At 68.4% G+C, this 23,466-nt stretch carries 25 protein-coding genes; 13 read left to right on the forward strand and 12 right to left on the reverse strand.

The window, feature by feature from the left end; genetic code table 11:
* Nucleotides 1–59 precede the first annotated feature (59 nt).
* From whiA to ABZZ22_RS15495, 7 genes are all read left to right on the forward strand, one after another.
* Nucleotides 60–1,046, forward strand: coding sequence for a DNA-binding protein WhiA (gene whiA, locus ABZZ22_RS15465; RefSeq protein WP_045547796.1), 987 nt, complete (start codon nt 60–62; stop codon nt 1,044–1,046).
* A gap of 221 nt (nt 1,047–1,267) precedes the next feature.
* The gene (locus ABZZ22_RS15470; RefSeq protein ID WP_354932816.1) at nt 1,268–1,951 is read left to right on the forward strand and encodes a DUF998 domain-containing protein; all 684 of its coding nucleotides are present in this window, start codon (nt 1,268–1,270) and stop codon (nt 1,949–1,951) included.
* Nucleotides 1,952–2,253: 302 nt separating this feature from the next.
* On the forward strand, nt 2,254–3,252 hold the full coding sequence (gene gap / locus ABZZ22_RS15475; RefSeq protein ID WP_354932818.1) for a type I glyceraldehyde-3-phosphate dehydrogenase: 999 nt from the start codon (nt 2,254–2,256) through the stop codon (nt 3,250–3,252).
* Nucleotides 3,253–3,290: 38 nt separating this feature from the next.
* The gene (locus ABZZ22_RS15480; protein WP_354932820.1) at nt 3,291–4,514 is read left to right on the forward strand and encodes a phosphoglycerate kinase; all 1,224 of its coding nucleotides are present in this window, start codon (nt 3,291–3,293) and stop codon (nt 4,512–4,514) included.
* Complete coding sequence (gene tpiA, locus ABZZ22_RS15485) at nt 4,514–5,323, forward strand: triose-phosphate isomerase (RefSeq protein WP_354932822.1); 810 nt, start codon at nt 4,514–4,516, stop codon at nt 5,321–5,323. Before ABZZ22_RS15480 ends, tpiA begins: the two co-directional genes overlap by 1 nt.
* 42 nt (nt 5,324–5,365) lie before the next feature.
* The gene (gene secG, locus ABZZ22_RS15490) at nt 5,366–5,596 is read left to right on the forward strand and encodes a preprotein translocase subunit SecG (RefSeq protein ID WP_008357155.1); all 231 of its coding nucleotides are present in this window, start codon (nt 5,366–5,368) and stop codon (nt 5,594–5,596) included.
* A 132-nt stretch (nt 5,597–5,728) separates the two neighbouring features.
* Nucleotides 5,729–6,088, forward strand: a complete 360-nt coding sequence (locus ABZZ22_RS15495) for an RNA polymerase-binding protein RbpA (RefSeq protein WP_183545521.1) — start codon at nt 5,729–5,731, stop codon at nt 6,086–6,088.
* 108 nt (nt 6,089–6,196) lie between these two features.
* Here ABZZ22_RS15495 and ABZZ22_RS15500 read toward each other — a convergent pair whose 3' ends face one another.
* The 6 genes from ABZZ22_RS15500 to tkt form a co-directional block, all read right to left on the reverse strand.
* A complete protein-coding gene (locus ABZZ22_RS15500; RefSeq protein ID WP_354932825.1) occupies nt 6,197–7,165 on the reverse strand; it encodes a hypothetical protein in 969 nt (322 codons plus the stop codon).
* 142 nt (nt 7,166–7,307) lie between these two features.
* The gene (locus tag ABZZ22_RS15505; protein WP_354932827.1) at nt 7,308–8,492 is read right to left on the reverse strand and encodes an endonuclease; all 1,185 of its coding nucleotides are present in this window, start codon (nt 8,490–8,492) and stop codon (nt 7,308–7,310) included.
* A 147-nt stretch (nt 8,493–8,639) separates the two neighbouring features.
* Nucleotides 8,640–9,383 (reverse strand): 6-phosphogluconolactonase, encoded by a 744-nt coding sequence (pgl, locus tag ABZZ22_RS15510; protein ID WP_354932829.1) that lies wholly within the window; start codon nt 9,381–9,383, stop codon nt 8,640–8,642.
* The gene (gene pgi / locus ABZZ22_RS15515) at nt 9,380–11,053 is read right to left on the reverse strand and encodes a glucose-6-phosphate isomerase (RefSeq protein ID WP_354932831.1); all 1,674 of its coding nucleotides are present in this window, start codon (nt 11,051–11,053) and stop codon (nt 9,380–9,382) included. The genes pgl and pgi overlap by 4 nt, the downstream gene beginning before the upstream one ends.
* Nucleotides 11,050–12,156 carry a transaldolase gene (tal, locus tag ABZZ22_RS15520; protein WP_354932833.1) on the reverse strand — a complete coding sequence of 369 codons (1,107 nt, stop codon included), beginning with the start codon at nt 12,154–12,156 and terminating at the stop codon, nt 11,050–11,052. Before tal ends, pgi begins: the two co-directional genes overlap by 4 nt.
* A 2-nt stretch (nt 12,157–12,158) precedes the next feature.
* The gene (gene tkt / locus ABZZ22_RS15525) at nt 12,159–14,270 is read right to left on the reverse strand and encodes a transketolase (protein WP_354932835.1); all 2,112 of its coding nucleotides are present in this window, start codon (nt 14,268–14,270) and stop codon (nt 12,159–12,161) included.
* Nucleotides 14,271–14,453: 183 nt separating this feature from the next.
* Here tkt and ABZZ22_RS15530 point away from each other — a divergent pair, with 183 nt between their 5' ends.
* Nucleotides 14,454–15,392, forward strand: coding sequence for a heme o synthase (locus ABZZ22_RS15530; protein WP_354932837.1), 939 nt, complete (start codon nt 14,454–14,456; stop codon nt 15,390–15,392).
* 17 nt (nt 15,393–15,409) lie between these two features.
* Entirely contained in the window at nt 15,410–16,021 is a 612-nt protein-coding gene (locus ABZZ22_RS15535) for a hypothetical protein (RefSeq protein WP_354932839.1), read from the forward strand.
* Nucleotides 16,022–16,029: 8 nt separating this feature from the next.
* Here ABZZ22_RS15535 and ABZZ22_RS15540 read toward each other — a convergent pair whose 3' ends face one another.
* Genes ABZZ22_RS15540 through ABZZ22_RS15550 form a run of 3 tightly spaced genes read right to left on the reverse strand, consistent with a single transcriptional unit; the run spans nt 16,030 to nt 18,654 of the window.
* Nucleotides 16,030–16,944: a COX15/CtaA family protein gene (locus ABZZ22_RS15540; RefSeq protein WP_354932915.1), complete on the reverse strand. Its 915-nt coding sequence runs from the start codon at nt 16,942–16,944 to the stop codon at nt 16,030–16,032.
* Nucleotides 16,941–17,732 carry an ABC transporter permease gene (locus ABZZ22_RS15545; RefSeq protein ID WP_354932841.1) on the reverse strand — a complete coding sequence of 264 codons (792 nt, stop codon included), beginning with the start codon at nt 17,730–17,732 and terminating at the stop codon, nt 16,941–16,943. The genes ABZZ22_RS15540 and ABZZ22_RS15545 overlap by 4 nt, the downstream gene beginning before the upstream one ends.
* Nucleotides 17,725–18,654 carry an ABC transporter ATP-binding protein gene (locus ABZZ22_RS15550; protein ID WP_354932917.1) on the reverse strand — a complete coding sequence of 310 codons (930 nt, stop codon included), beginning with the start codon at nt 18,652–18,654 and terminating at the stop codon, nt 17,725–17,727. Before ABZZ22_RS15550 ends, ABZZ22_RS15545 begins: the two co-directional genes overlap by 8 nt.
* Nucleotides 18,655–18,948: 294 nt before the next feature.
* Between ABZZ22_RS15550 and ABZZ22_RS15555 the strand changes: the two genes are divergently transcribed.
* Together ABZZ22_RS15555 and ABZZ22_RS15560 are read left to right on the forward strand one after the other, a co-directional pair.
* Nucleotides 18,949–19,590, forward strand: a complete 642-nt coding sequence (locus ABZZ22_RS15555) for a glyoxalase (RefSeq protein WP_354932843.1) — start codon at nt 18,949–18,951, stop codon at nt 19,588–19,590.
* A complete protein-coding gene (locus ABZZ22_RS15560; RefSeq protein WP_354932845.1) occupies nt 19,556–20,026 on the forward strand; it encodes a PPOX class F420-dependent oxidoreductase in 471 nt (156 codons plus the stop codon). Before ABZZ22_RS15555 ends, ABZZ22_RS15560 begins: the two co-directional genes overlap by 35 nt.
* Before the next feature lie 237 nt (nt 20,027–20,263).
* On the opposite strand, the gene ABZZ22_RS15565 is transcribed toward ABZZ22_RS15560, so the two are convergent.
* Together ABZZ22_RS15565 and ABZZ22_RS15570 are read right to left on the reverse strand one after the other, a co-directional pair.
* On the reverse strand, nt 20,264–20,749 hold the full coding sequence (locus ABZZ22_RS15565; RefSeq protein WP_354932847.1) for a GNAT family N-acetyltransferase: 486 nt from the start codon (nt 20,747–20,749) through the stop codon (nt 20,264–20,266).
* A gap of 54 nt (nt 20,750–20,803) precedes the next feature.
* A complete protein-coding gene (locus ABZZ22_RS15570; RefSeq protein WP_354932849.1) occupies nt 20,804–21,397 on the reverse strand; it encodes a methyltransferase domain-containing protein in 594 nt (197 codons plus the stop codon).
* A gap of 110 nt (nt 21,398–21,507) precedes the next feature.
* On the opposite strand from ABZZ22_RS15570, the gene ABZZ22_RS15575 reads away from it, so the two are divergent.
* Both ABZZ22_RS15575 and ABZZ22_RS15580 read left to right on the forward strand, forming a co-directional pair.
* The gene (locus ABZZ22_RS15575) at nt 21,508–21,891 is read left to right on the forward strand and encodes a hypothetical protein (protein WP_354932851.1); all 384 of its coding nucleotides are present in this window, start codon (nt 21,508–21,510) and stop codon (nt 21,889–21,891) included.
* A gap of 198 nt (nt 21,892–22,089) precedes the next feature.
* On the forward strand, nt 22,090–22,218 hold the full coding sequence (locus ABZZ22_RS15580; RefSeq protein WP_354932853.1) for a hypothetical protein: 129 nt from the start codon (nt 22,090–22,092) through the stop codon (nt 22,216–22,218).
* A gap of 53 nt (nt 22,219–22,271) precedes the next feature.
* On the opposite strand, the gene ABZZ22_RS15585 is transcribed toward ABZZ22_RS15580, so the two are convergent.
* Nucleotides 22,272–23,297: an NUDIX hydrolase gene (locus tag ABZZ22_RS15585; protein WP_354932855.1), complete on the reverse strand. Its 1,026-nt coding sequence runs from the start codon at nt 23,295–23,297 to the stop codon at nt 22,272–22,274.
* Nucleotides 23,298–23,466 lie beyond the last annotated feature (169 nt).

Consider the following 23,466-nt stretch of genomic DNA (forward strand, 5'->3'; position numbering starts at 1 on the left):
GAGTGCTCTGAGGTGGAACCGATTCGAGGGTCGTTGACAACAATGAAAGACTCTCCGACATGGCGATGACGGGACAGGTGAAGGCCGAGCTGGCCTCCACTCAGATCACCAAGACATGCTGCCGAAAGGCAGAGGTTGCCTCGACGTTGAGGTTCGCTGGGGGGATCCACATCGTGGCCGGCAGGATCGTGGTCGAGGCTGAGCTCGACACAGGTCTGGCCGCCCGGAGGCTGAAGCGAGACATCGCCGACGTCTTCGGTCACGAGGCAGAGGTGGCTCTCATCCAGGCGAGCGGACTCCGCAAGGGCAGCCGTTACATCGTGCGCGTGGTCAAGGACGGTGAGGCGCTGGCGCGCCAGACCGGCCTTCTCGACCAGCGCGGGCGACCGGTGCGCGGCCTTCCGCCCGCCGTCGTCTCGGGCGGGGCCTGCGACGCCGTCGCTGCCTGGCGCGGAGCCTTCCTCGCCCACGGATCGCTCACCGAGCCGGGCCGGTCCTCCTCGATGGAGGTGACCTGCCCGGGGTCGGAGTCGGCCCTGGCCCTCGTCGGCGTCGCCCGTCGTATCGGCATCTCGGCCAAGCCGAGGGAGGTACGCGGCGTGGACCGTGTCGTCATCCGTGACGGTGACGCGATCGGCCAGCTGCTGACCCGTCTGGGCGCTCACGAGTCGCTGATGGCCTGGGAGGAGCGCCGGATGCGTCGCGAGGTCCGCGCCACCGCCAACCGGCTGGCCAACTTCGACGACGCCAACCTGCGCCGTTCGGCTCGCGCGGCCGTCGCCGCCGGCGCCCGCGTCGAGCGGGCCCTGGAGATCCTCGGCGAAGACATCCCCGACCACCTGCGCCAGGCCGGCAAGCTCCGTCTGGAGCACAAGCAGGCCTCCCTCGAGGAGCTCGGGCAGCTCCACGACCCGGTGCTCACCAAGGACGCCATCGCCGGCCGCATCCGCCGTCTCCTGGCGATGGCCGACAAGCGCGCCGAGGAGCTCGGCATCCCCGACACCGAGGCTTCGCTGACCGCGGAGATGCTCGCCGAGGACGCTTGAGTCCGAACCGCCCCGAACAGCTCGAAGCTGTCCGATGGCGTTTCGCAGGCGAGATCCCGTTCCCAGGTTCTGTCGCAACCTCACGGGGTCTCGCCGTTGCGAACGCGACGCCGGGGCGCTGACTCGCGGAGGTCGAGGCGCGGCGGCAGGCGGACACGCAAGGCAGCAAGAGCAAAGGAAGGCACATGTCCACTCTCTCCGCGCTCCGACAACGACGCGTCGTGATCGGCGCAGCGCTGTTCCTGGCGAACGCCCTTGTCTATCTCATCGGAGAGGCGATCTCGGCCGCTGCGTGGAGCAACCCCGCGTACAGCTACTCGCACAACGTCATCAGCGATCTGGGTGTCCCCTCGTTCAACGGCGCTGCTGGATATCCGGATGGCTCACCGCTGTTCTGGCTGATGAACACCGTGTTCATCAGCCACGGCACCATCCTTGTCCTTGCCGCGGTCCTCGTTGCTCCCGCTGTCAGCCGAAGCCGGGCGCGAGCTTTCCTGACGTCCGCAGCTGTGCAGGGCGTCGGTCTCATCCTGGTCGGGATGTTTCCGGGAGCCCCGGACGCTTCGACCGCAACCCGTGCGGGGCACACCCTCGGCGCGGCGTTCGCCATTCTCGGTGGCAATGTCACGGTGATCATCGCGGGTGCCGCACTACGCCGCACGGGTCGCCCGCTGGGAACAGTCCTGGTCTCACTGGGGACGCTCGGTATCGCCAGCGCCATCGCCCTGTTCACGTACTGGTCTGCTGTCGGCGGGTCCGGAGCAGTCATCGAGCGGATAGCGGTCTACACCATCGTCGGCGCTCAGCTCCTTGTGGCCGTCGTCGTTCTGGTCGGACGCTTCCGCCCGGGATCGAACCACCACCGAGCTGGTGCACAGGCTTCTGTGCAGGAGCCAACGCGATGAACGCCCGGCTGATGGGGCCATGCCACCGCGGACGTCCGACGCACCGACCAGGCGGCCGGCCAAGGAAGCGATAGACGGCTACGGCCCGCTCCGGTTGCTCAGCACCAAGAGTGCTCAGAACGCGTCGCCACGTCCTGAAACTGCCCGAGCCCCTCGAGTGATCGAGGCGCTCGGGCCGTTTGCTACTCGTCCGTCTATTGGAACGATCCAACCCACCCTCCCGCAGTTCAGAGCGGCTGGGTAGTGTCGGCGTCAGCGGGTGATCCCGCACACAATCTTTTCGACGCGAACCAGGAGTCCACGTGACAGTTCGAGTAGGTATCAACGGGTTCGGCCGGATCGGCCGCAACTTCTTCCGCGCGGTGCGCGCTTCCGACCTCGACATCGAGATCGTCGGGGTCAACGACCTCAGCGACAACGCCACCCTCGCGACGCTGCTGAAGTACGACACGATCCTCGGCCCGCTCGACGCCGAGGTCTCCGCGACCGAGGACGCGATCGTCGTCGACGGCAAGGAGATCAAGGCGTACGCGGAGCGTGACCCGGCCAACCTCCGCTGGTCCGACCTCGGCGTCGACGTCGTGATCGAGTCCACCGGCTTCTTCACCGACGCGACCAAGGCACGCGCCCACGTCGACTCCGGCGGCGCGAAGAAGGTGATCATCTCCGCTCCGGCGAAGAACGACGACGCCACCATCGTGATGGGCGTCAATGAGAAGGACTACGACCCCAACAATCACACGGTCATCTCCAACGCCTCCTGCACGACCAACTGCCTGGCGCCGCTGGCCAAGGCGCTCAACGACGGCATCGGCATCAACAAGGGCCTGATGACGACCGTCCACGCCTACACCGCCGACCAGAACCTCCAGGACAACATCCACAAGGACATGCGTCGCGCCCGCGCCGCCGCGCTCAACGTGGTGCCCACCTCGACCGGCGCCGCCAAGGCGATCGGCCTGGTGCTGCCGGAGCTGAAGGGCAAGCTCGACGGCTACGCGCTGCGCGTGCCGGTGCCGACCGGCTCGATCGTCGACCTCTCCTTCGAGGCCTCGCGTGAGACCTCGGTCGAGGAGATCAATGAGATCATGGAGAAGGCCGCCGACGGGAAGTACCTCGTCTACTCGACCGATCCGATCGTCTCCTCCGACATCGTCACCAACCCGGCGTCCTCGATCTTCGACGCTCCGCTGACCAAGGTGATCGGCAACCAGGTCAAGGTCGCGGCCTGGTACGACAACGAGTGGGGCTACTCCAACAGGCTCGGGGACCTGGTTGCGTACGTTGGCGCGAGCCTGTGATCCAGCGACGCGCGTCACAGGTTAGTGTCTAGCCCGTTATGTCTCTGAATCTCACGCAGCTCATCGAGCAGGGTGTCGAGGGCAAGCGAGTTCTCGTGCGCTCCGACCTCAACGTCCCGTTGGAAGGCACCACGATCACCGACGATGGTCGGATCCGTGCCTCGGTGCCCACGATCAAGGCCCTGGCCGACGCCGGTGCCAAGGTCGTGGTGGTCGCCCACCTCGGTCGTCCTAAGGGGGAGCCGGACCCGGCGTACTCGCTGGCGCCGGTGGCGACCCGTCTCGGTGAGCTGCTCGGTGCCGAGGTCGCCTTCGCTACCGACACCGTCGGCGACTCCGCCGGCTCGGTCGTCGGCGACCTCGGTGACGGACAGGTAGCTCTCCTGGAGAACGTACGTTTCAACGCCGGTGAGACCAGCGAGGACGACCTCGAGCGAGCGACCTTCGCCAGCCAGCTCGCGGCCCTGGCCGACGCGTTCGTCTCCGACGGCTTCGGCGTGGTCCACCGCAAGCAGGCCTCGGTCTACGACGTCGCCAAGCTGCTCCCGAGCGCGCAGGGCGACCTGGTCTCGACCGAGATCGAGGTGCTCAAGCGGCTCACCGAGACCCCCGAGCGTCCCTACGTGGTCGTCCTCGGCGGCTCGAAGGTCTCCGACAAGCTCGGCGTGATCGACAACCTGCTCGGCAAGGCCGACAAGCTGCTGATCGGTGGCGGCATGGTCTTCACCTTCCTCAAGGCCCAGGGCCTCGAGGTCGGCGAGTCGCTGCTCGAGGAGGACCAGATCCTGACCGTGCTCGGCTATCTCGAGCGAGCCGAGGAGATCGGCGTCGAAATCCTGCTGCCGACCGACGTGGTGGTCGCCGACTCCTTCGGTGACGAGGCCTCCGCCCGTGTGGTCGCGGCCAACGCGATCCCGGCCGAGTCGCTCGGTCTAGACATCGGCCCGGAGTCGGCCCAGACCTACGCCGCAGCCCTCGAGGGCGCCCAGACCGTCTTCTGGAACGGCCCGATGGGGGTCTTCGAGCAGCCTGCGTTCGCCGAGGGCACCCGCACGGTCGCCCAGGCCCTGACCGCGATCGACGGCCTCTCGGTCGTCGGCGGGGGTGACTCCGCCGCGGCGATCCGTCAGCTCGGTTTCACCGATGACCAGTTCGGTCACATCTCCACCGGTGGCGGCGCCTCGCTCGAATACCTGGAGGGCAAGTCCCTCCCGGGTGTGGCCGTGCTCGAGGAGACGAGCATCGTGGGAGGCCTGGGCTGATGGCGGCCAAGAAGCAGACCGGTGGGCGCACGCCGCTCATCGCCGGCAACTGGAAGATGAACCTCAACCACCAGGAAGCGGTGGTCCTGGTCCAGAAGCTCGCTTGGACTCTCTCCGACAAGCGCCACGACTTCGCCGCCGTCGAGGTGGCGGTCTTCCCGCCGTTCACCGACATCCGTTCGGTGCAGACGCTGGTCGACGGCGACAAGATGCGGATCACCTACGGTGCTCAGAACGTCTCGACCGAGGAGTCCGGCGCCTACACCGGCGAGGTCTCGGCCTCCATGCTGGCCAAGCTCGGCTGCTCCTACGTGATCGTGGGCCACTCCGAGCGTCGTGAGCACTACGGCGAGACCGACCAGATCGTCGCGCAGAAGGCCAAGATCGCCCTCAAGCACGACATCACCCCGATCGTCTGCGTCGGTGAGGGCCTCGAGGTCCGCAAGGCCGGCAACCACGTCGACCACTGCACCGGTCAGGCCGAGGCCTCGTTGGCCGGGCTCACCGATGCCGAGGTCGGCAAGGTCGTGATCGCCTACGAGCCGGTCTGGGCGATCGGCACCGGGGAGACCGCCACGGCGCAGGACGCTCAGGAGGTCTGCGCCGGCATCCGGGAGCGGCTGGAGAAGGTCTATGGGGCCGAGGTGGCCGACGGCGTACGCATCCTCTACGGCGGCTCTGTGAAGCCCAACAACGTGGCTGCGCTGATGCAGGAGGCCGACGTCGACGGCGCGCTAGTGGGTGGTGCGAGCCTCTCGGTCGACGACTTCGCGGCGATCTCGCGCTACTACGACCTACCCGTGCTGTAGGGCAGTGCTCTACTCTTGGCGCTCTCCAGATAGGATTCAAACGTGGAACTTCTCTTCACCATCATCCTGGTCATCGCGAGCGCGCTGATGATCCTGCTCGTGCTGCTTCACAAGGGCCGCGGTGGCGGTCTCTCCGACATGTTCGGCGGTGGCGTATCGAGCTCCCTGGGTGGATCCTCGGTCGTCGAGCGCAACCTCGACCGGCTCACCATCGGCATCGGCGTGATCTGGTTCGCCTGTGTGATCGCGCTCGGCCTGCTGATGGCCTACTGATCCATTTCCCTTCGGAGCATGCGCGATAGCGTCTAAACTCATTCGACGCTGGACGGAGATTTTGCCGTCCAATTCCCCCAAAGTGGCCTCTCGGGGCTGCGAACTTAAGTTGAGAGAGGACACCGCAGCACCATGGCAGGTGGAGGGAACGCGATTCGGGGCTCCCGAGTCGGTGCTGGGCCGATGGGTGAGGCGGAGCGCGGCGAAGCTGCGCCGCGAAAGGCCGTCACCTACTTCTGCGCCAACGCACATCATTCGGTCATCACCTTCGCCGTCGAGGCGACGCCACCAGACTCGTGGGACTGCCCCAAGTGTGGGCTCCCGGCTGGTCTGGACGAGGAGAACGCGCCCCCGGCGCCGAAGATCGAGCCTTACAAGACCCACCTCGCCTACGTGAAGGAGCGCCGCTCCGACGCCGAGGCCGAGGACATCCTGGAGGAGGCAATCGCTCTGCTCCGATCCCGCCGGAAGTCCGGCGAGATCATCTTCTGATCTCATTCGCCGAGTCGGCTCGTTCTGACATGAATCGGTGCCGAGTCGGCTCGTTATAACGAGCCGACTCGGCACGGGATCTGGTCAGGACGAGCCGACTCGGCGATTTCAGGCGGCCGTCGCGTGGTCGAGGCGCTGGTAGGCGCGGTCCCGCAGCCGGCGCAGTCGTACGCCGGGGTCAGCGAGTCTGCGGAACGTGTCGTCCTTGGTGAAGACCTCGATGAGCCAGCCGTCGTCGATCATCGCGGTTCGGCGGGTCCGGTCGCGTTCCAGCTGATCGGGGTTGCTGTGCCACTCGGCCCCGTCGTATTCGACGCCTATCCTCAGGTGCTCGTTGCCAAGGTCGAGACGTCCGAGGAATCGGCTCCCGCGACGGACCTCGAGCTGCGGTACGAGATCGAGGCCCCTCACCTCCTTCGACCAGATCCGCAGCACCGACTCAGGAGGTGACTCAGCGCGGCCATCGGCGAGCGGTCCGACAGCCCTAAGCGTGGTGACGTACCGCTGTCCGCGAAACCTGTTGATTCCAGCAAGGAACTCGTCGCAGTCGTAGCGACCGAGCCGGTGCATCTGGTCGACCGCGGCGATGGCCCGCTCCGGCCAACGCACCCGGCCGACATCCCAGGCTGTGCGGAGCGCGCTCGTGACCAGCAGACCCTCGACCTCGACGATGTCATCGTCGTGGAAGGTGCGTTCACCGCTGGCAGCGAGGTCGTTACGCAGGCGTCCACGGCCAGCAGGGAGAAAGACGGAGAGGGGCTGCAGGTCGAGATGTTCGCCAGGAGCGAGCATCATGTCGGCGCCGAGGAGCCACCCGGCGTGCCGATCGACCACCACGGCGTCTTCGGGAACCACGAGCTTGAGCCCTGCGACCCTCAGTTCGAGCGAGTCGCCCACCTCCGTAGCGAGGTAGACCCCTTTGATCAAGCGGCGGATCAGGCCCAGGTGCACGAGTTCGCGCAGTTGTCGATAGGTCACGCCGGAATCGAGCGCCATCTTGGCGGTGAATGGCAGCGTCGCTGCTAGCGGAAAGTCGGGGCCGAGCGTACGGGTGAACTGCATCTGTTCGATATCCATGGGCCCAGCATGAGCGTGACCACCGACATTTAACCTTGAGTGCCGAGTCGGCTCGTTGTGACGAGCCGACTCGGCGCGGGATCTGGTCAGGATGAGCCGACTCGATGAGTTTTTCGGTCAGGACGCGCCGACTCGGCGGGGGTCAGCAGGTGGCGCCGAAGACGGCGTCGGCGTACTCAGGGTGGTCGACGAACGGGTTGCGGTTGCGCTGGTAGGTCGAGTAGATCTTGTCGTTTCGCGAGCGTTCGGCTGCCGTGACGGAGTCGGCGCCGTGCCAGTCGAGCAGGATGCAGACCTTGCCGAGGTATTCGGTCGAGCCGTTGATGGCGTTGTTGACCTCCAGGTCGGCGAACCCGTCGTCGCCGTTGTAGCGCACGGCCATGTAGAGGATGCCGCGGGCGAGGTCGCCCTTCACACTGTCACGGGGCTCGAACGAGTCGGAGTCGGTCCAGCAGTCGCCGCACTCCGAGACGGCCGACCCGCCGAGGTCGAAGTCCTTGCTGCCGCGGGTGGAATTGACGGTGACGTCCTCGGGCCGCAGGTGGTGCACGTCGGTTCCCGGGCCGTTGCTCGTGCCGAAGTCGCCGCGGCTCTGCGGCCAGGTGTGCTCGCGGTTCCAGTTGTCGGCGCCACCACCGTTGTTGGTCTTCGGCGTGGAGACGCCGGAGTAGAACTCGATCACGTTCGCGGAGTTGTTCGGGTCCTGGTCGAGCACCTTCAGCGCCTCCCATACCGCGCTGTAGGACGGCGTGGTGTGGCCGTCGATGATGTTGTGCAGCGCCGCCTTCAGTGACGAGCCGGACAGGCCGGCGGCCGGGTCGTAGTAACCCGCCGGGATGTTCGGGTCAGCGGTGGGGGTGGCCGTAGGAGTCGGAGTCGGGGTCGGCGTGGAGCCGGCGAACGCGAAGGCGGTGGCGTTCTTGTGGCCGGGGTGGGAGAAGTACGCCGTCAGGGTGCCGGTGACATCGATCTGGCGGCCCTTCAGGCTCGGGTTGGACCGCAGGCCCCACGAGCTGCGGAAGGCGCTGGGGATCTGCACGTAGAGCATTCTCGACGTGCTGGTCTCCGAGGCTGAGTCGGCGATCGCGAGCGCGTAGTCGTTGGGGTAGTTGCTGGTCACGACGGTGTCGGTCGCGGTGGGCTGGCCGACGACGTAGCCGCGGACGGTGGCCGTCGAGCCGTTCTGGGTGGCGATCGCCGTGGTGACGGTGATCGTGGCCGCCTGGGCCGGGGCGGTCGTGATGACGACCGCCATGAAGCTCGCCAGGGCGAGGGCAACGAGGCTGGACAGGGTCAGGCGCAGCCGCCGAGAGGCGCTGAAGGACATGCTCGGATGGTGGCAGTCGGCGAGAGCGCGTGGAACCCACTGCGGCAAAGATCTACCTGCCGTTAGCAACCCGGGTAACGGAGTTTCTGAGACATTTGCGCCGACTCGGCGCTCCTGGGTGGAACAGTCGCGCCGAGTCGGCGGGGATCAGAGCTTCGAGGCGGCGGCCCGGTCCAGGAACCAGGTGGTCTCGTGGGTGCCGATGACGCCGGCGGCCGGGATCTCGGAGATCGGGGCTCCGGCGTGGGCCTTCGCCACGGCGTCGGCCTTGCCTTCGCCGCTGACCAGGAACCAGACGGTCGTGGACCGGCGCAGGGCCTCGAAGGTGAAGGTGATGCGCTCGGGCGGGGGCTTGGGGGAGCCGGTGACGCCGACCGCGATCGCATCCTTCGCCTCGAGCTGCGGGAAGCCGGGGAAGAGGGAGGCGATGTGGCCGTCGGGGCCGACGCCGAGCATGAGGATGTCGAAGCCACCGCCGCCGTGACTGCGTACGTCCTCGGAGAACTGCGCCGCGGCCTCCTCGACGCTCAGGCCGGAGTCGGTGGCGGGCATCTCGTGGATGCGGTGGTCGGGCACGCCGACCGAGCTGAGGAACGCCGCACGGGACTGGCCGGCGTTGCGGTCGGGGGAGTCGGCGGCGACGTAGCGCTCGTCGCCGAAGAAGAAGTCGACCGCGCCCCAGTCGACACCCGACTCAGGCGCGAGCCGCGCGATCTCGCGGTGGATGGCCTCGGCGATGGTGCCACCGGTCAGACCGATGGTGGGTACGTCGCCGGCGGCCTGCAGGTCGGCGACACGGCTGAGGAACTCTCCGGCGACCGCGGAGGCGAGCGCTTCCGCGGTGTCGTGGACCTCGATGAGTGACTCGGGGTGACCGTCGCTGGTCGTCACTGACGCTTCTCTCTGTAGTAGGCGATGAGGGACTGGGTGGAGGTGTCCTGCTGGCGGGCGGTGCTCGCGTCGCCGGAGACGGCGGAGCTGATCTGCTGAGCGAGCTGTTTGCCGAGCTCGACGCCCCACTGGTCGAAGGAGTCGACGCCCCACACCACGCCCTGGGTGAAGGTGATGTGCTCGTAGAGCGCGATCAGCTGGCCCAGGACGCCGGGCGTCAGGGCCGGCGCCATGATGGAGGTGGTGGGCCGGTTTCCGGAGAAGACCCGCGCGTTGACGATGTGCTCAGGGGTGCCCTCGGCACGCACCTGCTCGTCGGTCTTGCCGAAGGCCAGCGCCTGGGTCTGGGCGAAGAAGTTGGCCAGGAACAGCTCGTGGACATCGACGTCCTGCCCGTCGCTGGTGTCCACGAGCGGATAGGCGGGGTTGGCGAAGGCGATGAAGTCGGCCGGGATCACCCGGGTGCCCTGGTGGATCAGCTGGTAGAACGCGTGCTGCCCGTTGGTGCCGGGTTCGCCCCAGAACACCTCGCCGGTGTCGGTGGTGACCGCGGTGCCGTCCCAGCGCACCGATTTGCCGTTGGACTCCATCGTCAGCTGCTGAAGGTACGCCGGGAACCGGTGCAGCAGCTGGGAGTAGGGCAGCACGGCGTGGGTCTGAGCGTCGAGGAAGTTGACGTACCAGACGTTGAGGAGACCCATCAGCGCCGGCACGTTCTGCGCCAGCGGGGTCTCGGCGAAGTGCTTGTCGATGGCGTGGAACCCGTCGAGGAACTCGCCGAACCGCTCCGGCCCGATGGCGATCGCCAGGCTGGTGCCGATCGCGGAGTCGACCGAGTAGCGGCCACCGACCCAGTCCCAGAACCCGAACGCGTTCTCCGGGTCGATGCCGAAGTCCGCGACCTTGTCCAGCGCCGTGGAGACCGCGACGAAGTGCTTTCGCACGGCATCGGCCGGGTCCACGTCACCGTGCTCGGCGAGCGCGTCGAGCAGCCAGGCCCGCGCGAGGCGGGCATTGGTCAGCGTCTCCAGCGTCGAGAAGGTCTTCGAGGAGACGACGAACAGGGTCGTCGCCGGGTCGAGGCCCTTCAGCTTCTGGCCGGCATCGGTGGGGTCGATGTTGGAGATGAACCGGCACTCGATCTCCGGGTGGTGGAACGGCTCCAGCGCTTCGTAGGCCATCACCGGGCCGAGGTCGGAGCCGCCGATGCCGATGTTGACGACCGTCCGGATCCGCTCGCCGGTGACGCCCGTCCACTCACCGGAGCGGACCCGGCCGGCGAACGCGTACATCTTCGCCAGGGTCTCGTGGACGCCGGGCACGACGTCGGTGCCGTCTAGGACGAGTGACGCGTCGGCGGGAAGGCGCAGCGCGGTGTGGAGCACCGCGCGGTCCTCGGTCACGTTGATGCGCTCACCGGAGAGCATCGCGTCGCGCCGCGCCTCGAGGCCGACCTGCTCGGCGAGCGCCAGCAGGCAGGCCAGGAGGTCGTCGGTGATGAGGTCCTTGGAGAGGTCGACATGGAGGTCGGCCGCTTGATAGGTGAAGCGTGAGGCCCGGCCGGGATCATCGGCGAACCACGAGCGCAGGTCCGGCTCGAAGCCGGCCCTCAGCTCGGTGAGTGCCTTCCATGCGTCCGTCGTCGTCGCGTCGACCGGGCCTCGAGTCACTTCTTGACCGCCTCGATCTGGGCGACCACGGTGTCGACGAGCTCGGTCCAGGAGGCCTTGAACTTGTCCACGCCTTCGGTCTCCAGCGTCAGGAAGACGTCGTCGACGTCGATCCCGACCGAGCGCAGCGACTCGAATACCGTCGCGGCCTCGGCGCCCTTGCCGCTGACGACGTCGCCCTTGACCTCACCGTGGTCGGCGAAGGCGTCCATCGTCTTCTCCGGCATGGTGTTGACCGTGTCGGCGACGACCAGGTCGGTGACGTAGAGGGTGTCGGGGTAGGCCTTGTTCTTGACCCCGGTCGAGGCCCACAGGGGCCGCTGGGCGTTGGCGCCCTGGCTGGCCAGCGCGGTCCAGCGCTCGCTCTTGTGGACCTCGTCGAACGCGGCGTAGGCGGCGATGGCGTTGGCGATCGCGGCCTTGCCGAGCAGCGCGGTGGCCTCGGGGCTGCCGATCACCTCGAGCCGCTTGTCGATCTCGGCGTCGACCCGGGAGACGAAGAACGAGGCGACGCTGCGGATGGCGGACAGGTCCTTGCCGGCCGCCTTGGCCTGCTCCAGGCCGGTCAGGTAGGCGTCCATCACCGCGCGGTAGCGCTCGACCGAGAAGATCAGGGTCACGTTGACCGAGATGCCCTCGGCGATCGCGGCGGTGATCGCCGGCAGACCCTCGAGGGTCGCCGGGATCTTGATCAGTACGTTGGGACGGTCGACCGCGGCCCACAGCGCCTTCGCCGAGGCGATGGTCGCGTCGGTGTCGTTGGCCAGGGTGGGCTCGACCTCGATCGAGACGCGGCCGTCGTCCTTGGTGGCCTCGGCGACGGGCGCGAGGATGTCGCAGGCGTTGCGTACGTCCTCGGTGGTGAGGGCGAAGATGATCTCGTCGACGGACTTGTCCTCGGCGACCAGCGAGCGCAGCTGCGCGTCGTAGCGTTCGCCGTCGGCGATCGCGGCGGCGAAGATGGTCGGGTTGGTGGTCACCCCGACGACGGACTTCTCCTTGACGAGATCGGAGAGGTTGCCGGTCTCGATCCGCTCCCGGGAGAGGTCGTCGAGCCAGATGGACACGCCGGCGTCGGCCAGCGCCTTGAGACGGTCAGACATGTTCATGCTCCCTTGTTGATGGCGGCAAGGCTCTCCTTGGCGGCCGTGACGACCGCCTCAGGGGTGAAGCCGTACTCCTTGAACAGCAGCGCTCCGGACGCCGAGGCGCCGAAGTGCTCGAGCGAGACGATCCGGCCGGCGTCGCCGACGTACTCCCGCCAGCCCTGCTTCACGCCGGCCTCGACGCTGACTCGTGCCTTGACGCTGGGCGGGATCACCGAGTCGCGGTAGTCCTGCTCCTGGGCATCGAACCACTCCAGGCAGGGCAGCGAGACGACGCGGGCGCCGATGCCCTCCTTCGCGAGCTCCTCGCGGGCGGCGACCGCGTACTGCACCTCGGAGCCGGTGCCGAGCAGCACCACGTCGACGTTGTCGGTGGGGGAGTCGAGGAGCACGTAGCCACCCTTGGCCACGCCCTCGGTGGTCGCGTAGCCCTCACTCCCGCGGGGGAAGGTCGGCAGCGCCTGACGGGTCAGCACGAGCGCCGAGGGGCGGTCGTGGTGCTTGAGCACCTCGAGCCACGCGGCGGCGGTCTCGTTGGCGTCAGCAGGACGGATGACGTCGAGGCCCGGCATGGCCCGGACCGCGGCGAGGTGCTCGACCGGCTGGTGGGTCGGGCCGTCCTCGCCCAGGCCGATTGAGTCGTGGGTCCAGACGTGGATCACCGGCAGCTTGGACAGCGCCCCGACACGCACGGCACCGCGCATGTAGTCGGAGAACTGGAAGAACGTGCCGCCGAAGACCTTGGTCGGGGAGTGGGCCACGATGCCGTTGAGGATCGCGCCCATGCCGTGCTCGCGGATGCCGAAGTGGAGCACGCGGCCGGCGTACGGGTCGGCCTTCCACTCACCGGTGGAGCGGTCCTCCGGGACGAAGCTGGGTGCGTCCGAGATGGTGGTGTTGTTGGAGCCGGCGAGGTCGGCCGAGCCGCCCCACAGCTCGGGCAGCACCGGCGCGAGGGCGTTGATCACCTTGCCGGAGGCGGCGCGGGTCGCGATGCCCTTGGCGTCGGCCTCGAAGACCGGGAGAGCGTCCTCGATGCCGACGGGGAGCTCCCCGGCCTGCATCCGCTCGAGCAGCTTCGCGCCCTCCGGGTTGGCCTCGGCCCAGGCAGCCTCCTCGGCGCGCCAGGCCTCCTCGGCCTCTTCTCCGCGCTCGATGAGCTTGCGGGTGTGGGCGAGCACCTCGGGGTCGATGTCGAAGGTCTTGGCCGGGTCGAAGCCCATGACCTTCTTGGTCGCGGCGACCTCCTCCTCGCCGAGAGCCGAGCCGTGGGAGGCTCCGGTGTTCTGGGCGTTGGGGGCGGGCCAGGCGATGACGGTGCGCAGCACGATCAGGGACGGCTTGTCGGTGACCTCGGCGGCCGCGTTGATCGCGGAGAACAGCTCCGGCACGTCCTCCTTGTACTCGGTTCCGTCGTTGGTCCAGTCGACGACCTGCACGTGCCAGCCGTACGTCTCGTAGCGAGCGGCGACGTCCTCGGTGAAGGCGACGTTGGTGTCGCCCTCGATCGAGATCCGGTTGGCGTCGTAGATCATCGTGAGGTTGCCGAGCTTCTGGGTGCCGGCGATCGAGCTCGCCTCGCTGCTGACGCCCTCCTGCAGGTCGCCGTCGCTCGCCAGGACGTAGGTCTTGTGGTCGAACGGGCTGGGCTGGTCGGCCGGGGTGTCCGGGTCGAGCAGGCCGCGCAGCCGGCGCTGGGCCATCGCGATGCCGACGGCGTTGGCGACGCCCTGGCCCAGCGGGCCGGTGGTCACCTCGACGCCGCGGGTGTGGCCGCGCTCGGGGTGGCCCGGGGTGAGCGACTCGAACGTGCGCAGGCTCTCCAGGTCGCCGAGCTCGAGGCCGAAGCCACCGAGGTAGAGCTGGATGTAGAGGGTGATGCTGGAGTGGCCGACGGAGAGGACAAAGCGGTCACGGCCGAGCCAGTCGGTGTCGGCGGGGTTGTGCTTCATCACCTTCTGGAAGAGCAGGTATGCCGCCGGGGCCAGGCTCATCGCGGTGCCAGGGTGGCCGTTGCCGACCTTCTGCACGGAGTCCATGGCCAGAACGCGGACGGTGTCCACGGCCTTGCTGTCCAGATCGGTCCACTCGAGTACAGGTTTGGTGCTCACGAGGTGCCTTTTCAAGGTAGTAGAGCCAAATTCGTAGAGTCCACGTGGGACTGCTTGGGCTGGCCGTGGGGGCTGCCGAATCCGAGCCTACTCACGACCCGGGTTAGACTGCGAGCCGCATGCTGTGAACTGCCGCTGTCAGCCGCATGCGACGCCTCAACCCGATCGAGAAGGATCTTCTCAGTGACGCACGTCGACCAGCCGGTCCCCGACCTCGACCAGCGTAGCGACCGCGCGTCAATGCGCGATGTCATCTCGGCGTACGTCTCCTTGACGAAGCCGCGCGTGATCGAGCTCCTGCTGCTGACCACGGTGCCGGTGATGTTCTTCGCCGCCCAGGGTGTCCCGGGCGTCGGTCTGGTCGCTGCCACGGTCGTCGGTGGGATCTTCTCGGCCGGTTCGGCCTCGGTCTTCAACTGCGTCTACGACCGCGACATCGACGAGCAGATGAGGCGTACGCGGCGCCGGGCTCTGCCGCGGCACGTGGTCACTCCGCGCGCGGCCCTGATCTTCGGGTCGGTGCTCGCCGTCCTGTCGGTCGTCGTGCTCGGGTTCTTCGTCAACTGGCTCTCCGCGGGCCTGTCGCTGGCCGCGAACGCGTTCTACGTCTTCGTCTACACGATGCTCCTCAAGCGGCGCACCACCCAGAACATCGTCTGGGGCGGCATCGCGGGCTGCTTCCCGACCCTGATCGGCTGGACCGCGGTCACGAACCAGGTCTCCTGGGAGCCGCTGATCCTGTTCATGGTCGTCTTCTTCTGGACCCCGCCGCACACCTGGGCGCTGGCGCTGCGCTACCGCGAGGACTACGCGCAGGTCGACGTGCCGATGCTGCCCGTGGTCAAGTCCGCCCGCCACGTGGGTGGCCAGATCGTGGCGTACTCCTGGGTCATGGTCGCGACCTCGCTGCTGATGTGGCCGCTGGCCTCCACGGGCTGGCTCTACCCGGTCGCGGCCCTCGCGCTCGGCGCGGTCTTCCTCGTCCAGGCCCACCAGCTGCACGCGCGTGCCAAGGGCACCGAGGACCTCACCAAGATCCGCCCGATGCAGCTCTTCCACTCGAGCAACCTCTATCTGAGTCTGCTCTTCGTCGCCCTCGCGGTCGACCCGCTCGTCCGCTGACCCCGAAGACGCCGGGGGTGGTGTGGTCCCGCGCCGTCCGACTGACGGTGGAGGCGCTGGCGTGGTTTGCCGTCGCCATCGGCCTGATCTGGTTGCTGCTCGCGCTATCGGCAGGCGGCGACGTGGCCTCAGGAGACCTGCGCCGGCCGTTTCCCGCAGAGCTGCGCGACCTGGCGCCGATCTTGGCGGCGACGTGTCTGTCGGGCGGGGTCCTCACGTTGGTGTTGCTACGCAACCCACCAGCGGCGCGGATCTCTGCGGGGCTCACCGGTGTGATGGTGGTCGCGGCCGGGTTCGGCTTCCGGCTCGTGCCCGAGACGGATCAGCAGGCCGCCCCTTACTATCAGTGGGTTCCGATCGCGGCGGGCGCTCTGCTCATCCTGCTGGCACTGATCGGTTGGCGACCGGACCGTGAGCGGCCGGATTCGGAACGCGGCGTGGAGGCGGCGCTGCTGGTGATGCTCTTGTGGGTGATCGCGTGCGCCGTCGGCATCTGGGCGTGGGTGCTCTCGGGCGACTGGCTCGGGGCGTACGAAGATCAGGAGTCGACCTGGGACGATGGTGGGCCCGAGGCGGTGCTCGTCTTCGTCGCGCTGGTTGCGGTCAGCCGGCAAGTGCTGCGCCGGTGACTCGAGGGTCAGGTGTGGGCGCGGGTGGAGACCACGACGCGGGCGATGCCGGCGGAGATGAGGGCCGCGCCGAGCATGTGGAAGCCGACCAGGAGGACGGGGAGGTCGGTGAGGTACTGCACCCAGCCGATCAGGCCCTGGGTCAGCTCGATGACCAGCAGTGCGATCGTGACCCGACGGAGGTACGCGTGCTTGCGGCCGAGCCAGAGGGTGACCAGGGTCGCGGCGACGAGCCCGTAGACGGCGTAGGCGTGGATGTGGGACATCAGCGCCGGGTCGAGGCCGGTGCGGCGGGAGTCGAGGTCGCCGGAGTGGGGGCCGGAGCCGGTCACGACGGTGCCGAGCCAAAGGGTGAGCCAACCGAGGGCGAAGGTGACCAACGCGGCCACGCGCACGCTGCGCGGCGCCGCCTCCCGCAGAGGCGAGCGGATCTCGTCGAGGAGCCAGACGCACAGTCCGACCATCGCCATCGACAGCAGCAGGTGGAGGGCGACGACGTACGGGTTGAGGTCGGTGAGCACCGTGATCCCGCCGATGACCCCCTGGAGCGGTACGCCGCAGGCGATGATGATCGCCAGGTTGCGGATAAGGCCTCGGCGGTTCCAGACGGCGACGACGACCGTGATGGCGATCGCGGCCAGGACGTAGGTCAGCATCCGGTTGCCGAACTCGATCACGCCGTTGATCCCGAGCGCCTCGTGAGCCACGTAGGACTCCTCGGTGCACTTGGGCCAAGTGGGGCAGCCGAGGCCGGAACCGGTCAACCGGACCACCGCTCCGGTCACCACGATCCCGATGTTGGCGACCAGGTTGGCGATCGCCAGCCCGAACGCGTGGGCGCGGAGCCAGGCGAGGACCCTGTCTTTGGCTGAGGGAGTCTTGGCCGAGGGCGACGGGCCGGTGGAGCGCTCGGTGGAGGTCATTCCCACTTGAAGGTCCTAGCTGTGAGGGTGGAGCCGAGAAGGGCCCAGATCAGAAGTACGCCGAGGTCTCGCCAAGCCGGGACGCCGTCGAGGAAGGCGGTGCGTACCGCCTCACCCAGCGCGCCCGAGGGCAGCCAGCGGGCGACGTCACCGAAGGCGCCGTAGGCGGTCAGCGGCAGCACCACGGCGCCGCCGGCGAGGAGAAGCAGGTAGACGAGGTTGGCCGCCGCCAGCGTCGCCTCGGCACGCAGCACGCCGGCGACGAAGAGCCCGAGCGAGGCGAAGGCCAGCGTGCCCATGGCGATGGCGAGGAAGAAGGCGAGAACCGTGCCGAACCCGGCGGCCGGGGTCCAGCCGAGGAGCTGGCCGACGGCGCCGATGACGAAGAGCTGCACGAGCTGTACGCAGCCGAGCGCGAGCACCTTGCCGGCGAGCAGGCCGATCCGGGGGAGCGGTGAGGCGCCGAGCCGCTTGATCACGCCGTAGCGCCGTTCGAAGCCGGTCGCGATCGCGAGACTGGTGAAGGAGGTCGACATGATCGCCAGGGCGAGGACCCCCGGGGTGAGGAGGTCGACCAGCGGTTGGTCGGTGCCGAGGTCGAGGTCGATCGCGTTGCCGGCGGTGACGCCGCCGATCAGGACCATCACCGGGATCACGACGGCGAGCAGGAGCTGCTCGCCGTTGCGGAGCATCAGCTTGGCCTCCATCAGCGCCTGGGCGATCACCTGACGGGTGATCGGAGCGCTGCCGGGCTTCGGGGTGAAGGTCCCCGTGGTCACCTCAGACATGCTCGACCCCGTCCGTGAGAGTGAGCCCTCCGGTGAGGTCGAGGAAGACGTCCTCGAGGCTCCTGCGGCCCAGGGTCAGCGACTCGGGGAGGACGTCGTTCTCCTCGCACCAGCGGCTCACCTTGGCGAGGGTGGTCGGGTCGGCCCGGCCGGTGACCCGCATCGAGCGCTCGTCGAGCAGGGTGACCTCGGTTTCCTCGCCGAGCGCCTTGCGCAGGGACTCGCGGGCGCCGGGCGGGAACGGCTTGGTCACCACCAGCCTCACGGTGGCGGTCGCGCTCATCCCATTTCCTGGGCCGCGGGTGAGCTCGAGCGGAGTGCCCGAGGCGATCATCCGGCCGCGGTCGATGATGTGCACCTGGTCGGCCAGCTCCTCGGCCTCCTCGAGGTAGTGGGTGGTGAGCACGACGGTGACGCCGTCGGCGCGCAGCTCGCGGAGCAGCTCCCAGGTCGTACGCCGCCCCTGCGGGTCCATCCCCGCCGTCGGCTCGTCCACGAAGACCAGCTCCGGGCGGCCCACCAGCGCCATCGCGAGCCCGAGCCGCTGCTGCTGGCCGCCGGAGAGCCGTCGGTAGGGGGTGCGGCCGCACTCGCCCAGCCCGAGGCGCTCGGCGAGAAGGTCGATGTCGAGCGGGTGCGCGTGCAGCCGCGCGATGTGGCGCAGCATCTCCATGGCGCGTACGCCGCTCCAGGCGCCCTGCCCCTGCAGCATCACCCCGATCCGGGGGAGCAGCCGCTTGCGGTCGGCGATCGGGTCGAGCCCGAGCACCCGCACCGTCCCCTGCTGGGGGCGGCGATAGCCCTCGCACGTCTCCAGCGTCGTCGTCTTCCCGGCGCCGTTGGGCCCGAGGACAGCGGTGATCGAGCCGGACGCGACGCTCAGCGAGAGCCCGTCGACGGCTGTCTTGTCGCCGTAGGTCATGCGCAGGTCGCGTACCTCGACAGCAGGCCTGGCGACGGAAGATTCCACGGCGGCAGTCTAAGAAGGCCCACGCCACCAGCCCAATCGCGTACGGCCGATCCTGTGGATTCTTAGGCATCTGTCAGGACGTTGGCCGCCCAACTCCCACCGAAGGACGGCCAACGCGGGAATGAGACGCGATGCCCCCAGGCCTATGACGCGGTGTCTCAGACACAATTTCTGCTCAGAAGATCAACAGACAAGGCGGTCAGGAATCGAGAAGCCCCAAGGCCCCGGGATTCCTAAGGTCGAGACATGTTCACTCTTCAGACCATCACCCTCGACGCAACCGACCCCACGGACGCCCGAGCGTTCTACGACAAGGCCTTCGGCCTCACCGACCAGATCTCCCTGCACCAGGGCCCCGGCACCGGCACCGGCCGGCCGTTCACGATCTCGCTGGTCGTCGGCCAGCCCTCGACGGTCGACAGCCTCGTCGACTCCGCGCTCGCTGCCGGTGCCACCTCCCTCAAGCCGGTCGAGAAGTCCTTCTGGGGTTACGGCGGCATCGTCCAGGCCCCCGACGGCTCGATCTGGAAGATTGCGACCTCGGCCAAGAAGGACCGCGGCCCCGCCACCCGGGAGATCGACGACATCGTCCTGCTGCTCGGCGTCGCCGACGTCAAGGCGAGCAAGCGGTTCTACGCCGAGCGCGGGCTCGGTGTGAAGCGGAGCTTCGGCGGCAAGTACGCCGAGTTCGAGGCCGCGTCGGGCGCGGTCCAGCTCGCGATCTATCCCCGGCACGCGCTCGAGAAGGAGACCGGTGTCGCGCTCGACCCCTCTGCGGCGTACGGAATCGTCCTGGGAGGTGGCGGCGAGGCCTTCACCGACCCGGACGGGTTCACCTGGCAGGCTGGGGGCCATGGCACGCACGATCGCGACGAACACGACCGTTGATCTCGAGGGGCTCCTGGAGTTCGTACGACCTCGCCACCAGATGATCCTGGTGACCAGCCGAGCCGACGGGTCACCGCAGCTCTCGCCGGTCACCGGCGGCGTCGATGACGACGGGCGGATCGTGATCGCGACCTACCCCGAGCGAGCCAAGACCCGCAACGCCCGCAACCGCCCGCAGGTGAGCGTGATGGTCCTCTCCGAGGAGTGGAACGGCGCCTGGGTCCAGGTCGACGGTGAGGCCGAGGTCCTCGACGCGGCGAGCGGAGGGGCCGCGCTGGACGCCTTCGTGACCTACTTCCGCAACATCTCCGGCGAGCACTCCGACTGGGACGAGTACCGCCAGGCGATGGTCGACCAGGGCAAGTCCCTCCTCCGGATCACCCCGAAGCGCTGGGGCCCCGTCGCCACCGGCGGCTTCCCCGCCCGCCTCGCGTAACCCAGAGGCGCTGGACGTACGCCGCTGACTTCCGTTTCCGCCACAGAGACGCCACGAGGAGATGAACATGCGCAGGCCGGGTCGAGAACCGCTCCGCCGCCAGGAACCCCGGTCAGGCGAGCCAAGCCTGCCTGCGCTTCCGCAGCCGATGTCGACGCCGACCGGAGGTTGTGAAGCTGACAGTGACCTATAGGCCACTGTCAGCTTCACAACCCGCGGGCGGGGCCGGGTGAGGCCTCATCGGACCATGCGGAGCTCGACCAGGTCGCAGCGGTCGTCGAGGACCTCGACGCCGTCGGGGGCGAATCCGTTGCGGGTGTAGAACCGCATCGCCCGGTCGTTGCCCTTCGCGACGTAGAGCTGGGCCGGAGTGCCCGGCGGGATGGCGGCATCGAGGAGCGCCTGGCCGATACCGGTGCCGTGCTGGTCGGCGAGCACGTAGAGCGCCCCGAGCTGCAGGTGACGGGCGTCGTCGATGTCGTGCTGACGCCACGACGGCCGCGCGGTCACGAAGCCGACGATCCGGTCGTCGACGACCGCCACCAGGGTCGAGTTCGGCTCGGCCAGGAGACCCTGCCAGCGGGTCACCCGCGCGTCGAGCGTGTCCGTCTCCCAGTGCGAGGCGGGAAGCAGGCCGGAGTACGTCTCCACCCACGAGGTGTGGTGGACGTACGCCACCACCTCGGCGTCATCGGCCCGGATCGGTCGCACCTCGAAGTCCATGAGCGGCAACGTACGCGGCGTGCGCTTGTTGCCGCATCCGGGTTTCTGGCTGCGTCAGCGGCGCTGCCAGATCCCGAGTCGGTGACTCCATCGCCGCGGGCTCAGATGGCGCGGCTCGGAGAGGTGGATCAGGTCGAAGTCCGTACCGAGGGCGCGGGTCATGTCCTCGGGAACGTACGTCCACGGCGGGCCCTCCTCCGCGCTCGGCCGGTCGATCGGGAAGACCCCCGACGCGACCCGCCCGCCGGGGCGTACGACGGCGCGGGCCAGGTCGCCGACGCGGCCGCGCCAGTCGGGCGGCAGCGCGCAGAAGAAGGTGTGGTCCCACATCAGGTCGACCGGCCCGCCGGTCGCGGCCAGGACGACATCGGCATCGAGAGCGTCGCCGACCACGTAGGTGAGGTCCGGGTAGTGTTCCGCGGCGTAGGTTGCCGCCGCAGGCGAGAGGTCGACAACCGTCGTACGCCATCCGGCAGCTGCCAACCCTGCCGCATCGTGCCCCCGACCGGCGCCGGGCGCGAAGGCGGTGCCGGGCTCGCCGAGCAGCGCCGCGTCCTCCTCGATGTAGGCCAGGGGAGTGCCGAGGTCCCAGCCTGTCGTGCCGCGGACGTACGCGGTTTCCCAGTCCGTGGGGTCATTGAGGGTCATGGGTCACAGTCTCTCGGACCGGCGCGGCGGGCGGGAGAGGAGGGCGCATGGACGAGTCCGCGATCCGCGGTCGGTTCCATGGGCCGTCGCCGACCGGTACGCTTTCGAACATGAGATCGACTGGCGGCGCGTCCCGGTGCGACGTACCGCTACCGTTCGACGTCACACCTGATCCGTTGTCCGCGCCCGCCAAGCGACCACCCGCGGCCGCGCCGGAAGATGGAGCGCTGGTCCACCGCCTTGTCGGCGCCCACCTCACCTCTCGCGGCCTCCCGCCCGGCTCCGACCTGTTGATCAACCCCCGCCGTCCCAAGCGTGGCGAGGTTGCGGTCGTGCGCTCCGGTGGCCGTATCCGGGTCGGCATCTTCGACCTCGAGCGGGGCCGGGCGGTGCTCCGTTCCGACCGCGGCACCCGCTGGCTGCCATCCGACGCCGTCTACATCGGCGTCGCCGCCCTCGCCTCGCCGACCCTCGACGGGATGCCGATGGGCTGATCGCGCCACTACCAGGAGCGGATCGACGAGTTCCGTGACTGGGTTGTCGAGCAGTCGAACGTGGACCTGTCCGACGACCTGCGGGGTTGACGGGGGTGGTGAGGACCGCAGGCGCCAGTCGCGTCGCCACTTCCTCGGCACGTTTGTCAGGGCATCATGGGTGGCGTTGATCGTGGGTACGCACGCCAGGGAGGTGCCATGTCATCGGTCGAGATGGAGTCGTCCGCGGTCGGCATGCACCGGGAGCGGATGTCATACGAGGAGTGGCGGGTGCTCCCTGAGGACACGCACGCGGAGTGGGTCAACGGCTGGGCGGTGTGGCGATGAGCCCTCCGACGTTCGGGCACGGCAAAGGGCCTTCCTGATGGCCTGAGCTACGCCTAGGTCAGGAACAGGAGTGCGTACGCCGCGATGGTCGGTCCGTCGATGACGACTCCCTCGCGAATCATCTGCTCGACCTCGGCGCGCGAGAAGTGTTGCGTGACCATGTCCTGCTCCGGCGTCTCACGGTCGGGTTCACCGGGGGTCAGGCCGGTGGCGAGGAAGACGTGGCACGCCTGCGAGGTGGTGCCGTTGTTGGGGTGGATCTTCCCGAGCCGACGCCATGTCGCGGCCGTCAGCCCGGTTTCTTCGGCGAGCTCGCGCGCGGCCATCTCCTCGACGCTGCCGCTCTCGCCCGGTGGGTAGGAGCCAGAGGGGAATTCCCACGAGCGCTCGCCCGTGGCGTATCGGAACTGCTCGACGAGGTGGACCCCGTCCTCCTCCGCCGGGATGATCAGCGCGAAGTCGGCGCACTCGACCACGCCGTACAGCCCCGGCGACCCATCCGCGAACTCCACCTGGTCCTCGCGGACGCTCAGCCAGGGATTGCAGTACGCGACCCGCGTGCTCAGCGTGCGGATCGGGGTGGCTGATCGGCCGTCGCCGCGTATCTCATCGAGGATCGCATCCGCCTGCTCGCGGAGCTGGCTGCGCCGCAGATCGGCGGTCTCGCGGTCGAGCAGCTCCTCGACGCTCAGCCACTTCAACGCCCGCTCGGTGGCTCTGGTGTCACTGAACCGCCGCCAGACCAGCCCGATCTCGTTGTCGAGAACGATGTTGCGGAACCTGCGGAACGCACCGGGCCCGTCGAGCGCATCCGCGATCCGTCTGATGAGTCCTGGGTCACGAACTGCGTCGGCGAAGGCGACCATGTCCGCGTACGCCTCCCGCGACCCTTGCCCGTTGATCGGGACCCAGTCCTCGACCGCCTCCTCGTCGATGTCCCCCGAGTCGAGTCCGGGCACCACGCCGTCGATTGCCGGCCACACCTCGCCCGTCGACGGGTCGAGGAATCCCGCTCGCCAGTCGCGTGAGTCGAGCAGTCGCCCCAGCTCGGGCAGATCGATGCGATCAGGATCCAGCACACTCCGACGCTACCGTTCTTCATCCAGTCTTCGCTGACGACGTGAGATCACACTGATCTGCGGGAAGGGCAGGCCGACGGCCCGAAGTGACAACTTCCTCGAACGAGGTCGGGTGGGTGTGTGTCAACGTCATCGAGCTGGGGTGAAGCGCCGCAGGTCCGGCTCTCCC

Origin of the sequence: Nocardioides sp. NPDC006273, assembly GCF_040613495.1 — a bacterium.
Classification (GTDB): Bacteria; Actinomycetota; Actinomycetes; order Propionibacteriales; family Nocardioidaceae; genus Nocardioides.

Bases quoted from the DNA above. Each gene is read 5' to 3' on its own strand.
- ABZZ22_RS15495 (WP_183545521.1), top strand. From the start codon at position 5,729: ATGGCAGGTGGAGGGAACGCGATTCGGGGCTCCCGAGTCGGTGCTGGG.
- ABZZ22_RS15500 (WP_354932825.1), bottom strand. From the start codon at position 7,165: ATGGATATCGAACAGATGCAGTTCACCCGTACGCTCGGCCCCGACTTT.
- ABZZ22_RS15580 (WP_354932853.1), top strand. From the start codon at position 22,090: ATGTCATCGGTCGAGATGGAGTCGTCCGCGGTCGGCATGCACCGGGAG.
- whiA (WP_045547796.1), top strand. From the start codon at position 60: ATGGCGATGACGGGACAGGTGAAGGCCGAGCTGGCCTCCACTCAGATC.
- ABZZ22_RS15545 (WP_354932841.1), bottom strand. From the start codon at position 17,732: ATGTCTGAGGTGACCACGGGGACCTTCACCCCGAAGCCCGGCAGCGCT.
- tal (WP_354932833.1), bottom strand. From the start codon at position 12,156: ATGTCTGACCGTCTCAAGGCGCTGGCCGACGCCGGCGTGTCCATCTGG.
- ABZZ22_RS15540 (WP_354932915.1), bottom strand. From the start codon at position 16,944: ATGACCTCCACCGAGCGCTCCACCGGCCCGTCGCCCTCGGCCAAGACT.
- ABZZ22_RS15570 (WP_354932849.1), bottom strand. From the start codon at position 21,397: ATGACCCTCAATGACCCCACGGACTGGGAAACCGCGTACGTCCGCGGC.
- ABZZ22_RS15480 (WP_354932820.1), top strand. From the start codon at position 3,291: ATGTCTCTGAATCTCACGCAGCTCATCGAGCAGGGTGTCGAGGGCAAG.
- ABZZ22_RS15505 (WP_354932827.1), bottom strand. From the start codon at position 8,492: ATGTCCTTCAGCGCCTCTCGGCGGCTGCGCCTGACCCTGTCCAGCCTC.
- ABZZ22_RS15575 (WP_354932851.1), top strand. From the start codon at position 21,508: ATGAGATCGACTGGCGGCGCGTCCCGGTGCGACGTACCGCTACCGTTC.
- ABZZ22_RS15565 (WP_354932847.1), bottom strand. From the start codon at position 20,749: ATGGACTTCGAGGTGCGACCGATCCGGGCCGATGACGCCGAGGTGGTG.
- ABZZ22_RS15555 (WP_354932843.1), top strand. From the start codon at position 18,949: ATGTTCACTCTTCAGACCATCACCCTCGACGCAACCGACCCCACGGAC.
- ABZZ22_RS15560 (WP_354932845.1), top strand. From the start codon at position 19,556: ATGGCACGCACGATCGCGACGAACACGACCGTTGATCTCGAGGGGCTC.
- tpiA (WP_354932822.1), top strand. From the start codon at position 4,514: ATGGCGGCCAAGAAGCAGACCGGTGGGCGCACGCCGCTCATCGCCGGC.
- ABZZ22_RS15550 (WP_354932917.1), bottom strand. From the start codon at position 18,654: ATGACCTACGGCGACAAGACAGCCGTCGACGGGCTCTCGCTGAGCGTC.